Annotated in this window: 12 protein-coding genes; 8 read left to right on the forward strand and 4 right to left on the reverse strand. The window is 75.4% G+C overall.

Annotated features, from left to right (window positions below; all coding sequences use genetic code 11):
• Nucleotides 1-55: 55 nt before the first annotated feature.
• From F593_RS0108600 to F593_RS0108620, 5 genes are all read left to right on the forward strand, one after another.
• Nucleotides 56-760, forward strand: coding sequence for a M15 family metallopeptidase (locus F593_RS0108600; RefSeq protein ID WP_084629818.1), 705 nt, complete (start codon nucleotides 56-58; stop codon nucleotides 758-760).
• 127 nt (nucleotides 761-887) lie between these two features.
• The gene (locus F593_RS0108605) at nucleotides 888-1409 is read left to right on the forward strand and encodes a hypothetical protein (RefSeq protein WP_022928352.1); all 522 of its coding nucleotides are present in this window, start codon (nucleotides 888-890) and stop codon (nucleotides 1407-1409) included.
• A gap of 50 nt (nucleotides 1410-1459) precedes the next feature.
• Nucleotides 1460-2512, forward strand: coding sequence for a peptidoglycan-binding protein (locus F593_RS23630; protein WP_022928353.1), 1053 nt, complete (start codon nucleotides 1460-1462; stop codon nucleotides 2510-2512).
• Entirely contained in the window at nucleotides 2509-3204 is a 696-nt protein-coding gene (locus tag F593_RS0108615) for an ABC transporter ATP-binding protein (protein ID WP_022928354.1), read from the forward strand. Before F593_RS23630 ends, F593_RS0108615 begins: the two co-directional genes overlap by 4 nt.
• A 53-nt stretch (nucleotides 3205-3257) precedes the next feature.
• Nucleotides 3258-4442 carry an ABC transporter permease gene (locus F593_RS0108620; RefSeq protein WP_028721544.1) on the forward strand — a complete coding sequence of 395 codons (1185 nt, stop codon included), beginning with the start codon at nucleotides 3258-3260 and terminating at the stop codon, nucleotides 4440-4442.
• Nucleotides 4443-4499: 57 nt separating this feature from the next.
• On the opposite strand, the gene F593_RS0108625 is transcribed toward F593_RS0108620, so the two are convergent.
• Both F593_RS0108625 and F593_RS23635 read right to left on the reverse strand, forming a co-directional pair.
• Entirely contained in the window at nucleotides 4500-5585 is a 1086-nt protein-coding gene (locus F593_RS0108625) for an ABC transporter permease (protein ID WP_022928356.1), read from the reverse strand.
• Nucleotides 5582-6541, reverse strand: a complete 960-nt coding sequence (locus F593_RS23635) for an ABC transporter ATP-binding protein (RefSeq protein WP_022928357.1) — start codon at nucleotides 6539-6541, stop codon at nucleotides 5582-5584. The genes F593_RS0108625 and F593_RS23635 overlap by 4 nt, the downstream gene beginning before the upstream one ends.
• Nucleotides 6542-6743: 202 nt before the next feature.
• Here F593_RS23635 and F593_RS23640 point away from each other — a divergent pair, with 202 nt between their 5' ends.
• The 3 genes from F593_RS23640 to F593_RS0108645 are packed head-to-tail and all read left to right on the forward strand — an operon-like array spanning nucleotide 6744 to nucleotide 10745.
• The gene (locus F593_RS23640; RefSeq protein WP_022928358.1) at nucleotides 6744-9068 is read left to right on the forward strand and encodes an MMPL family transporter; all 2325 of its coding nucleotides are present in this window, start codon (nucleotides 6744-6746) and stop codon (nucleotides 9066-9068) included.
• Nucleotides 9058-10101: a sensor histidine kinase gene (locus F593_RS23645; RefSeq protein WP_051160483.1), complete on the forward strand. Its 1044-nt coding sequence runs from the start codon at nucleotides 9058-9060 to the stop codon at nucleotides 10099-10101. Before F593_RS23640 ends, F593_RS23645 begins: the two co-directional genes overlap by 11 nt.
• A complete protein-coding gene (locus F593_RS0108645; protein ID WP_022928360.1) occupies nucleotides 10089-10745 on the forward strand; it encodes a response regulator in 657 nt (218 codons plus the stop codon). Before F593_RS23645 ends, F593_RS0108645 begins: the two co-directional genes overlap by 13 nt.
• Here F593_RS0108645 and F593_RS0108650 read toward each other — a convergent pair.
• Together F593_RS0108650 and rlmN are read right to left on the reverse strand one after the other, a co-directional pair.
• Nucleotides 10742-11506 carry an SDR family NAD(P)-dependent oxidoreductase gene (locus F593_RS0108650; RefSeq protein ID WP_022928361.1) on the reverse strand — a complete coding sequence of 255 codons (765 nt, stop codon included), beginning with the start codon at nucleotides 11504-11506 and terminating at the stop codon, nucleotides 10742-10744. The two genes, F593_RS0108645 and F593_RS0108650, sit on opposite strands and share 4 nt — an antisense overlap.
• 71 nt (nucleotides 11507-11577) lie before the next feature.
• A complete protein-coding gene (gene rlmN / locus F593_RS0108655) occupies nucleotides 11578-12564 on the reverse strand; it encodes a dual-specificity RNA methyltransferase RlmN (protein WP_022928362.1) in 987 nt (328 codons plus the stop codon).
• Between the last annotated feature and the right edge of the window lie 118 nt (nucleotides 12565-12682).

The following is a 12682-nucleotide window of genomic DNA, read 5'->3' on the forward strand; positions in this document are numbered from 1 at the left end:
GGTGTCGGAGGCGCGTCGCACGACGCCCCGCCACCGCCAGGAGCCCGTCCGCCCGATGTCGCAGTCCCGATCCCGCTCGCCCCGCCGCAGGCTGTTGCGCCGCAGGCTCGTCGCCCTCGTCCTGCTCGCCGCCATCGCCACCGCGGCGTTCGTGTGGGTCGGTGACCGTTCGTTCTTCCCCCGGACATCGCAGGGCGACGCGGCGCGCGCGTGGCTGGCGGAGCGGGTGCCGGGGGACGATCCGCAGTCGCGGCTGCGGCGCGTGACGACGGCGGTCCTGGACCACGTGCCGGGCGGCGGGCTCCCGGGCGGCGACGAGCCCGGCCCGGCCGACGGCTTCGTGCCCGTCGGCGGGTCGCTCTCGCCGTTCGACGACGTCCCGGCCATCCAACGGCTCGATCCGGGACTGCGCGACGCCGTGCGCCGCGCCGCGCAGGACGCCCGCGCCGACGGGATCGACCTACGCGTGAACAGCGGGTGGCGCAGCGCCGCGTACCAGCGCTCGCTGTTCGACGAGGCGGTCCGCCGCCACGGCGGCCGCGACGCCGCACGGCGGTTCGTGAAGGCGCCGGAGGACTCCTCGCACGTCACCGGTCGGGCGGTCGACATCGGCCCCACGGACGCGGCCTACTGGACCATCCAGCACGGCAGCGCCTACGGGCTGTGCCAGATCTACGCGAACGAGGTGTGGCACTTCGAGCGGCCGATCGAGCCCGGCGGGACCTGCCCCGCCATGCGTACGGACGCCACGAGCGGGTGAGGCGCAGCCCCGGCGGCGGCGTGTTGCGTCGATGTGTGGTCCGCAGCAGACGGTCGTGCAACGACCGCGTTGGTGCACTGCGAGCGACCCACGACCCGGTACGCCGGGCACGACCTCAGGAGCACGCATGAACACGACCACGATGACCCGCCCGCACTGGACCCGCCGCTTCGCCTTCGCCGCGGCACCCCTCGCGGCGCTCACCCTCGCCGCGTGCGGCGGCGGCAGCGACGAGCCGGCCAAGACGGACGCCCAGACGGCCCCCGTCGAGTCCGCTTCGGGCGACGACGCGCGGTTCCGCGACGCGCAGTTCCGCTGGGAGATGAAGTTCACGGCCTGCCTGCGCAAGGAGGGCATCGACGTGGCGGATCCCGACCCCGTCAAGGGCGCTCCGGACGTGGAGCACGACGACGCGTACCTCGCCGCGTCGAAGGCGTGCCAGGGCGTCGTCGGCGCCCCGCCCTCGGTCAAGCGCAACGCGGGCAAGGAGCGCGAGATGCACGAGTTCTCCCTCCGGCAGGCGGCGTGCATGCGCAAGGAGGGGATCGACACCCCCGATCCGGCCCCGGGCGAGTTCGTCCAGCTCGAGGAGGGCGTCGACGAGAACGTGTACAACGCGTGTGCCGACGAGGCGGTCAAGAAGCGGTGACCGCGGGGCAGCAGCGCGCACCGACGGGCTTGCCCCGACGACCGCGTCGCGTGGCCGTCGTGGCCGGCGGCCTCGTCGCCGCGACCGCGGTCGGCGGAGGCGTGATCCTCGGAACGGGCGGGCCCGACGACCGCACCCCGTCCCGGAACGCCCCGGCGTACGCCACCGCCACCGTCACTCGCGGTGCGGTGCGGCAGGAGAAGATGCTCCCGGGCACGCCGCGCACCGTGGGCCGCCGGACGCTCCGGGCCGGGCTCGCGGGCGTGGTCACGTGGCTGCCGGCCGTCGGCACGCGGGTCGAGCTCGGTCAGCCCTTCGTGGCGGTGGACGCCCACCCCGTCCTGCTGCTGCGGGGCACCGTGCCGGCATTCAGGACGTTCGAGCGGGGCATGGTTCCGGGTCCGGACGTGTGGCAGCTCGAGTCCGCCCTGCACCGCCGGGGCGACCTGCGGACACCGGCCGACGCGCGCTTCGGGGCCGCGACGACCGCGGCGATCAAGCGGTGGCAGCGCGCGCAGGGCCTGCGACGGACCGGGATCCTGCCCTTCGGGACGGTGGTCTTCGCCCAGCGCGGGTTCCGCGTGGCGAGCCATCCCACGCCCGTCGGCGGCACCGTCGCCGTCGGCGGTCCTGCGCTCGGCGTCGCGACCGGGGGCACCGAGGTGCGCGCCGACGTGCCACTCGCCGAGGGCCGACTGGCCCGGCGCGGAGCGTCCGTGACCGTCCTGCTCCCGGACGGCCGGTCCACCGAGGGCCGCATCACCGGGGTCGCCAGGCCGGTCGAGCGCAAGGACCCCGACTCGGGCGCCACGACCGTGGTGATCCCGACGACGGTCACCCCGCGGGACGGGCGCCGCGTCGCCCGCTTCGCGCGCACGTCGGTCAACGTCCGCTTCGTCACCACCGCCCGCCTCGGCGTGCTGCGGGTGCCCGTCGCCGCCCTCGTGGCGCTCGACGACCGGCGGTTCGGCCTCGAGGTGCCCACGCCGGGCGGGTCGACGGAGCGCGTCTCCGTGCAGGTCGGCCTCTTCTCCGGCGGCCTCGTCGAGGTCCGCGGGCCCCGGGTCCGCAGGGGACTGCGCGTCGTGGTGCCGCGCACATGAGCGCCATCGTGCGGCTGGAGGACGTCGGCCGGCAGTACGGCTCGCCGCCCGTGCACGCGCTGGCCGGCGTCACCCTGACGGTGCAGCGCGGCGAGCTCGCAGCGATCGTCGGCCCCAGCGGCTCCGGCAAGTCGACCATGCTCAACGTCCTCGGCACCCTCGATCGCCCGACGTCGGGCCGGGCGTTCATCGACGGCGCAGACGTCGGACGCCTCGACGACGCCGAGCTCTCGGCGCTCCGCGCTCACCGGATCGGCTTCGTGTTCCAGCAGTTCCACCTGAGCGAGGGCGTCGACGCGGTCGACAACGTCGCCGACGGCCTGCTGTACACCGGCGTGGCGCGGCGGGAGCGACGGGAGCGCGCCCGCGTCGCGTTGGATCGCGTCGGCCTCGCTCACCGGCTCGACCACACCCCGAACCAGCTGTCCGGCGGCGAGCGCCAGCGCGTCGCCATCGCCCGTGCGGTCGTCGGCGCGCCGCCCCTGCTGTTGGCCGACGAGCCGACCGGCAACCTCGACACCCACGCCGGCGAGAGCATCATCGCCCTGCTGCACGACCTACACCGCGCCGGGACGACCGTCCTGGTCATCACCCACGACACGGAGCTGGCCGAGCTGCTGCCGCGACGCATCGCGATCCGCGACGGTCGCCTGGTCTCCGACACGGGCACCCCTGCAGGGAGCCCCGCGTGAGCCGCCGGACGACACGCCGGGTCGGCGGGTCCGCCCCGGATGCGTCCACCGGCGTGGTCTCGAGGTCCCGGCTGCGCGCGGCCGACGTGGCGCGCCTCGGGACCACCGGCCTGCGGGCCCGACCGATGCGGGCCGTCCTGTCGGCCCTCGGCATCGCGATCGGCATCGCGGCGATGATCGCCGTCGTCGGGATCTCCGCGTCGAGCCGGGAGCACCTGAACGCCCGACTCGCCGCCCTCGGCACCAATCTGCTGACCGTAGGGCCGGGGGAGAACCTCGGCGGCCCCCCGGTCCGGCTGCCCGCCGACGCCGCCGCCCGCGTCGCCCGCATCCCCGGCGTCCGCGCGGCGGCGGCGACGGGCCGGCTCACCGAGGCCAAGGTCTACCGCAACCGCATGGTCGATCCGGGACTGACGGGCGGCATCGCGGTGCAGGCCAGCGATCTCGGGCTGCTGGACGTCGTGGGTGGCCGGGTCGCCGCCGGGCGGTGGCTGAACGCCGTCACCGCTCGCTACCCCACGGTCGTCCTCGGCCACGACGCGGCCCGCCGTCTCGCGATCGAGCGCCCCGGCGGCCTCGTGTGGCTCGGGGGTCGCAACGCGACCGTGATCGGCGTGCTGCGTCCCGTCCCGCTGGCGCCCGAGCTCGACAACGCCGCCCTGGTCGGGACGACGAACGCCCGCCGGGACCTCGGCTACGACGGCGCGCCGACCACGCTCTACGAGCGCTCGACCGACGCGACCGTCCCCGCGGTCCGCGCGCTGCTCGGTCCGTCCGTCCTGCCCGAGTCCCCGAGCGGCGTGCAGATCTCCCGACCGTCGGACGCGCTCGCCGCGAAGAACGCCGCGGACGACGCGTTCACCGGGCTGCTGCTCGCCGTGGGCTCGATCGCGCTCCTCGTCGGCGGGATCGGCGTGGCCAACACCATGGTGATCTCCGTCCTCGAACGCCGCCGCGAGATCGGACTTCGGCGGGCGCTCGGCGCGACGCGGCGCCACATCCGCCTGCAGTTCCTGGCGGAGGCGCTGGTCCTGTCGACGCTCGGCGGGCTCGCCGGCGCGGCCCTCGGAGCGGGCATCAGCGCGACGGTCGCGGCGGTCAACGGGTGGGCGCCCGTGATCCCCGTCCCCGTGCTCGTCGCCGGGGTCGCGCTCACCACGGTGCTCGGGGGAGCTGCGGGCCTCTACCCCGCGATCCGCGCTGCGCGGACGCCCCCGACGGAGGCACTGGCCGGGTAGCGGGCGTCCCGGTGGCGCGCCAGCGCGGCGCGCCACCCGGAGACCGCCCGCGGGTCCTCAGCTGCCGCGGCGCTGGAGCACGCGGGAGAGCACGAGGAACCCCACGACGCCCCAGACCGCGAACACCGCGAGAGCCACCCCGAGCCCGCCGAAGACGTCGGCCGGCAGCGAGCCGTCGACCATCGTCCGCATGCCCTGGCCCGTGGGCGTGGCCTGCGCGACCACGTCGAGCCAGTCCGGCACCGGGACGCCGACGATGAACGCCGGGACCAGGATCGGCATCAGCAGCACCCAACCCCAGGTGTTGAGCTTGTCCGCCGAGCGGAACAGGTAGGCCAGCACGAGCCCGAACCCCACGAGCGAGACGATCGTGCCGAGCACCCCGAGCACGAAGAGGCCCGGGCGTTCGATCGGGACCCGGGTCAGCGCGAGCGTGATCGCCGTCGCGACCGCGGAGTAGACGACGCCCACGAGCGCCTTGGCCGTCAGCACCTCCGAGCCGCGCGCGGCGAGCAGCAGCGCCTCGATCGTCCGCTTCTCGATCTCCTCCGCCAGCACGATCGGCGTGGCGAGCAGCGCGATGAAGCCGATCACCATGACGATCGCGGCCAGCACGAAGTACCGGCGCAGGCCCAGCTCGTCGATGACCGACGGCGACGTGGCCTGCACGGCCTGCACGTCGGCCGTGACCGCCGGCGCGCGGTCGGTCAGCCGGCCGATCGTCCCCGGCACCAGCTCCACGACGGCCCGCGCCGCGGGGGAGGCCTGCGGCCCGACGAGGATGCGCAGCGGCGGGGCCCGGCCCGCGCGGGCCTCACCCAGCAGGCCGTCCGGGATCACCACGGCCACGTCGGCGTCGTCGTCCTCGACCTGCTTGCGGGCCTGGCGCTCGTCGGCCTGCCGCTTCACGGTCAGGTCCAGCGCCTGCCGCACGTCGCGCGGCAGCTGCTGGGCCACCCGTCCCGCGTCGGCCGACCCGACGACGACGACCGTCGCGGTGGGGCGCGGCTCCTCGTCCGGGTAGATGACGGAGTAGAGGACGCCGAGGGCGATCGGGACGATGATGATCGCCAGCACCCGGCCGTCGCGGATGGCGTCGACGAGGTCCTTGCGGAGGATCGCCCAGATGCGTGCGAGGCTCATCGCGTCGCCTCCGTCTCCGTCGTGGTGTCGTCCGCGTCGAGGCTGCGACCCGCCAGCGCGACGAAGACGTCGGCCAGGGAGGGCTCGTCGCTGTGGACCGTCAGGACCCGGCCCTCGCGGAGCCAGCCCGACAGCCGCTCGTCGTCCTGGGGGTCATCGAGCGCCACGACGTGCTCCGTGCGGTCGTCCAGCAGCACCCGCGCCCGGCGGGGGCGCGTGGCGCCGGGGGCGTCGCCGTCGCCGAGGCGCAGCTTGAGCTCACGCGGGGTGTCGAGCGCGACGATCCGTCCCTCGGAGAGGAACGCGACGCGGTGGCAGAGCTCGTCCGCCTCGACCATGTCGTGCGTCGTCAGCACGATGGTGGTGCCGGCCGCGCTGAGCTCGCGGACGATCTCGCGCAGGTTGCGGGCCGACACGGGGTCCAGCCCGCGGGTCGGCTCGTCGAGGAACAGCACCTGCGGGTCGTTGATGAGCCCGCGGGCCAGGAGCAGCCGCTGCTTCATGCCCGTGGAGTACGTCTTGACCTTGCGCTTGGCGGCGCTCGCGATCCCGACGCGCTCGAGCAGCTCGTCCGTGCGCGCCTTCGGGGCGCCGTAGAGCTCGCCGAAGAGCGCGAGGTTGTCGCGGCCGCTCAGGCGCTCGTACAGGTTCTGGTCCTCGAAGACGAGGTTCAGCAGCGCGCGGGCCCGGTCGCGCTCGCGGACGATGTCGTGGCCGCCGACGGTCGCGGAGCCGCCTGACGGGGGCGTGCGGCCCGTCAGCATCCGGATCGTGGTCGTCTTGCCGGCGCCGTTGTGCCCGAGCAGCCCGAAGACCTCGCCGGCCTGCACGGAGAACGAGATGCCGCGGACGGCCTCGACGTCGCCGTAGCGCTTGGACAGGTCGTCCACGACGACCCCGGCGCCCGGGGGCGCCCCTGCGGTCGGGGGACTCTCGGCCGGACGGGGGACGCTCATCGGCGCCCAAGCTATCAGCGGATCCGATCGGTCCGTGACCGTCGTGTGACCCCGCGGCCCGATGCCAGACGAGTGGGGGGACGCCACGTCCGGGGGCAGCCCGGGGGTGGGGACAACCCCCGCCCGGGCCGGGGGCGCCCGGCCCCGGGCACGGCGTGGGGCCCCATGGTTCGGCGGCCCGCCGCGCAGCAGGCTGGGACCCATGAACCGCTCCCGCCGCACCCGTCCCCCGGCCGCCCCGCCAACGCCGTCCGCCGAGCCCGCGCCGCGGGGGATCGCCCGCGCGGTCGCCGCCGTCTCGGGGGCCTCCGCCCGGCGGCCCAAGCGCGTCGTCGCCCTCTGGCTCCTGCTCGTCGTCGCCTGCATCGTCGGCGGCGCGATGACCGGCACCCGCAGCCTCACGGCGGCGGAGCAGGGCATCGGCGAGTCCGGCCGGGCGAACACCCGGCTGGCCGGCTCCGACCTCCGTACCCCCGCGTCCGAGACGGTGCTGATTCGCACGGGCGACGCCGCGACGACGACCGCGGTCGCCCGCGACCTGCGTGATCGCCTCGACACCGTGCGGGGCGTGGGGGCGATCGAGGGACCGTTCGACAGCGGCCGCCGCGCCGCGGCGCTCACGACGGACGGCGGGCGCGTCGCGCTCGTCCAGGTCACGATGCGCGGCGACCCGGCCACGGCGAAGGAGCGGGTCGAGCCGGTGCAGGCGGCGGTGGGCGCGGTGGCCCGCGACCACCCCGGCGCGCGCCTCCAGCAGGCCGGGTCCGGAAGTCTCGACCGCGAGATCGACGCCGTCGTGGCGGCCGACCTCAAGCGGGCCGAGCTCATCTCGCTCCCCCTGACCCTCGTCATCCTCGTGGTCGCGTTCGGGGCCCTCGTCGCGGCCTCCGTGCCCCTGCTGCTCGGCGTGACCGCGGTCGCGGCGGCCATGGGCGCGCTCGGGGCCGTCTCGCAGCTCGTGCCCAGCGGCGACACGACGGGGTCGCTCGTCGTGCTCATCGGGCTCGCCGTCGGGGTCGACTACTCCCTCTTCTACGTCCGCCGCGAGCGCGAGGAGCGCCGGGCCGGCCGCGGCCCCGAGGCTGCGCTGCGGGCCGCCTCGTCGTCCGTCGGCCGGGCGATCCTCGTCTCCGGCGTCACCGTGATGGTCGCCCTCGCGGGCCTGCTGCTGACGGGCATCCCGGCCTTCACCTCGATGGCCGTCGGCACGATCCTCGTCGTCGCCATCGCGCTCCTGGGCTCCCTGACCGTCCTGCCCGCGACGCTCGCCCTGCTGGGCGACCGCGTCGACCGCGGCCGCCTGCCGTTCGTCGCCCGCCGCCGCGACCGTCGCCGGGCCGCCGCGGCCGCCGCGGGCGCCGCGGCCCGGCCGACGGTGTGGGGCCGGATGGCCGGCGCGGTCACGCGTCGCCCCGCCGTCGCGCTGATCGCGTCCACCGCCGTCCTGCTCGCGATCGCCGCCCCGGCCCTGAACATGCGCACGGCCGAGAGCGGCATCGACTGGCTCCCGCAGGACCGGCCCACCGTCGCCGCCCAGGTCGCCATCGAGCGCGCCTTCCCCGGCGCGCCCGACGACGCGCGCATCGTGGTCACGGGCACCGGGCTGGACGGCGCCGGCGCGACCGCGCGCCTCGCGGCGCTGGGCACCCGGGCCGCGCGCGCCACCGGCGGCCGCGGTCCGGTCGACGTGCGGGTGGCCCGGGACGGGCGCACCGCGCTCGTCTCCGCCCCGATGCCCGACCGCGGGCACGACGCCGCCGACGCGACGCTGCGCCGGCTCCGCGACGACGTCGCGCCGACCGCGGCGACGGTCGTCCCCGGCGCCCGCGCGCTCGTGACCGGTACCGCGGCGGAGAGCGCCGACTTCAACGCCGTCCTCGCCGCCAAGCTCCCGCTGGTCCTCGGGTTCGTGCTCGGCCTGGCGTTCCTGCTGCTGCTCGCCGTGTTCCGCTCGCCGCGGCTCGCGGGCGCCGTCGTCGGGCTGAACCTGCTCTCCGTCGGCGCCGCCTACGGGGCGGTCGTCGCGGTGTTCCAGGGCACCTGGGCCGAGGGGCTGCTCGGGTTCACGTCCTCCGGCAGCATCGTCGCCTGGTTCCCGCTCGTGGCCTTCGTGATCCTGTTCGGGCTCTCGATGGACTACAGCGTGCTCGTGCTCGAGCGGATGCGGGAGGCGCGGATCGCGGGGCGCTCGCCGCGCGAGGCGGCAGCGGAGGGCATCGCCGCCACCGCGGGCACCGTCACGAGCGCCGCGGTGGTGATGGTCGCCGTGTTCGCGATCTTCGCCACCCTGGGCCTGCTCGAGCTCAAGCAGCTCGGCGTCGGCCTGTCCGTGGCGATCTTCGTCGACGCCACGATCGTCCGCGGCGTCGCCCTCCCCGCGGCAGTGACCCTGCTCGGCGAGCGCGCGTTCCGGCTGCCGCGCGCCCGGCGTGACCGCGGGGATCGGCGTCGCGCGCCCGTGGCGTGGGACGATGCGGCCCCGGTCCCCGCCGTCGCGGCGGGCCCGACGGACGCCGATGCACGCTGAGCACCCCCACGACCCGGCCGAGGAGCCCGACACCGTCCTCGGCCTGCAGGTCGCGTTCTCCGCGGTCGCGGGCTGCGTGGTCACCGTGGTCTGGGTGCTCACCGGATCCGCGGAGTTCTGGGCCGGTTGGGCGTGGCTCGGGCTCGTCGCGCTGCTGGCGGTCCACGTGCTGGTGCGGTACGCGGTGCGGGCGCCCGCCGGCGGCCGCCGCGACTACCGCGTGGCCCTCGGCGCCCTGGCAATCGTGGCGGCAATCCAGCCCGTGGTCTGGCTGCTCGGCGGGCAGGGGCCGTTCTGGCCGGCGTGGCCGCTGCTGGCGATCGCGGCGATCGCGGCGACGCTGGCCGCGATCGTCCACCGCCGTCGGCTGCCGTGGGTCCGGGCCCAGGCCGCGCTCGAGGCGCGGGTCGACGTGCTGACCCGCACCCGCAGCGGCGCGCTCGACGTCCAGGCCCAGCAGCTGCGGCGGATCGAACGCGACCTCCACGACGGCGCGCAGGTGCGGCTCGTGGCGCTGGCGATGCGGCTGGGCCGCGCCGAGGCGCGGCTCGACGACGCCGGCGACCCCGTCACGCGCGACCTCGTCCGGGGTGCGCGCGAGGAGGCGACGGCCGCGATCGCCGAGCTGCGCGACCTGGCCCGCGGCATCGCCCCGCCCGTGCTCGCCGACCGGGGCCTGGCGGCGGCCGCCGAGGCGCTCGGCCGGCGCTCGGGCTCGCCCGTGACGGTGAGCGCCAGGCTCGACGACCGGCCGGCGCCCGTCGTGGAGTCGGCCGCCTACTTCGTGGTCGCCGAGGCGCTGGCCAACGCGGCCAAGCACGTGCCCGGTGCGCCCGTGAGCGTGGCGCTGACCACGGCGGAGCACCGCCTGATCGTCGAGGTGCTCGACGAGGGCGGGGGAGGCGCGGACGCCTCGGGCTCCGGCCTCACCGGCCTGCGCCACCGCGTCGAGGCGCTGGACGGCACGCTCGTCGTGCGCGACGTCCCCGCGACCGGGACCCTCGTCCGGGCGGAGCTGCCGTGCGTGCCGTGATCGTCGAGGACCACGCGCTCCTGCGGGAGGGCCTGATCTCGCTGCTGCGCGAGCACGACGTCGAGGTCGTCGCGCACGCGGAGGACGCCGAGGGCCTGCTGCGCATCGTGCGCGGGCACCAACCGGACCTGGCGATCGTCGACGTGCGCCTGCCGCCGACGTTCACGGACGAGGGTGTGCGCGCCGCGATCGCCGCCCGCGCGGAGCACCCCACCCTGGCGGTGCTCGTGCTCTCGGCCTACGTCGAGCCGGTCTACACCGCGGAGCTGTTGGCCTCGGGCGGGGGAGGCGGCGTCGGCTACCTGCTGAAGGAGCGCGTCGGGGACGTCCGCGCGTTCATGGACGCCGTGCGGCGCGTCGCGGACGGCGGCACCGCGCTGGACCGCGAGGTCGTGGCGGAGCTGGTGCGTGACCACGGCCGCGGCAACTCGGCCTTGGACGGCCTGACGCCGCGGGAGCGCGAGGTGCTCGAGCTGATGGCCGAGGGCCGCACGAACGCCGGCATTGCCGAGGCCCTCGTCGTCACCGGCGGCGCGGTCGAGAAGCACGTGACGAGCATCTTCGCGAAGCTCGGCCTCCCCGCCTCGCAGGGCGACCACCGCCGGGTCCTGGCGGTCCTCGCCTACCTCCGCGCCGTGGGCTAACTCTGCTGCTCGGTGGGGCGGACGAGGACCTCGTTGATCGCCACGTGGCGGGGGCGCGTGACGATGTAGGAGATCGCGTCGGCGATGTCCTCCGCGCGCAGCTTCTCCACGCCCTCGAAGCGGCTGTCCACCGTCGGACGGATCTCGTCGCGGTTGTGGCTGATGAGCTCGGTCTCGACGGCGCCCGGCTCCATCAGGGAGACCCGCACGTGGCGCTGGGTCACCTCCTGGCGCAGGCCCTCGGAGAACGCGCCGACGGCGTGCTTCGTGGCGTTGTAGACGGCCGAGCCGTTGCGGGCGATGCGGCCGGCGAGGGACGAGACGTTGACGAGGTCGGCGACGCCGCGGGGGTCGTGGGCGGCGGCCTTCAGCAGGTGGGGGAGCGCGGCGTGGGCCACGTACATGAGGCCCTGCACGTTGATCGCGAGCATCCGGTCCCACTCGTCGACGGGCGCGTCCTCCACGGGCCCGAGCAGCATCACGCCGGCGTTGTTGATGACGGTGTCGAGCCGGCCGAACTCCCCCACGGTCCGCTCGACGGCGCCGATCGCGGCGTCGCGGTCGGTCACGTCGGCCTCGACGACGAGCGCGCGGGCGCCGGCGCCGCGGATCCGCTCCGCGAGGGCCTCGAGGCGGTCGCCCCGGCGGGCGACGAGGCTCACGGCGGCGCCCTCCACGGCGAGGGCGAGAGCCGTCGCCTCGCCGATCCCCGAGCTGGCGCCCGTCACGAGGGCCGTCGTTCCGGTCAAGCGCTGTGCCATGACCCGACCCTAGCCGGTGGGCCCGGGGGGCCGGTCGCCACGGCGTGAACCGCGGTGCGACGCGTGCGGCGTTACGCCGCGGCCTTCGCGGCGAGCTGGCCGCAGGCGGCGTCGATGTCGCGGCCGCGGATCAGGCGGATCGTGGCGTTGAAGCCCTCGTCCTCCAGCGTCTGCCGGAAGGCCTCCATCGCGCCGCGCTCCGAGCCGTCGTAGACGGAGTCGGTCGGGTTGTACGGGATCAGGTTGATCTTGTACTTCCACGGCTCGAGCAGGTCGGCGAGCTGCTTCGCCTGCGCCACGGAGTCGTTGACCCCGCCGAGCATGATGTATTCGACGAAGATCATCTTGCGGCGCTTCTCGTAGAAGCGGTCGCAGGCGGCCTTCACGTCCTGCAGGGAGTAGCGGTCGTTGACCGGCATGATGTCGCTGCGCAGGGCGTCCTCGGCCGAGTGCAGCGACCAGGCGAGGCGGACGGGGACGTCGCTCTCCGTGAGCTTGTCGATCCCGGGGACCCAGCCGACGGTGGAGATGCCGGTGCGTCGGTGCGTGATGCCGACGTCGGGCAGGCGGCGGCAGACCTCGAGCACGTTGTCGAGGTTCATCATCGGCTCGCCCATGCCCATGAAGACGCAGTGGTCGAGCTCGTCGATGCGGCGCAGGTGGAGCGCCTGGTCGAGGATCTCCCAGGCCGTGAGGTTGCGCCCGAACTTCATCGCGCCCGTCGCGCAGAACGTGCACGTCAGCGGGCAGCCGGACTGGGAGGAGACGCAGATGGAGCGCCGGCCGTCCTTGTAGCGCATGAGGACGGTCTCGATCGGACGGCCGTCCTTCGTGTTCAACAGCAGCTTGACCGTGCCGTCGGAGGCCTCGGCCCGCGTGACCTCGGTGAGCGTCGAGAACGGGACCCGCTCCTCGAGCTGCGCGCGCAGCGAGGCGGGGAGATTCGACATCTCGTGGTAGCCCTGGGCGCCCTCGGCGGTCCACTTCCAGACCTGGTCGAAGCGGAAGCGGGGCTGCCCGAGCTCCTCGAGCGTGCTACGGAGGAGATTCAGATCCACTCCCCGATGATGGCAGGCCGGGGAACCGGCTGGGTGCGGCTGCTCCGGTTGGGAGGTCGCGAAAGCGGCCGACCGCCCGTCCCGCGCGCACGGGGCGCACGGGACGGGCGGGGGATCA

It is taken from the genome of Patulibacter americanus DSM 16676 (assembly GCF_000420025.1).
In the GTDB taxonomy this organism is placed as follows: domain Bacteria; phylum Actinomycetota; class Thermoleophilia; order Solirubrobacterales; family Solirubrobacteraceae; genus Patulibacter; species Patulibacter americanus.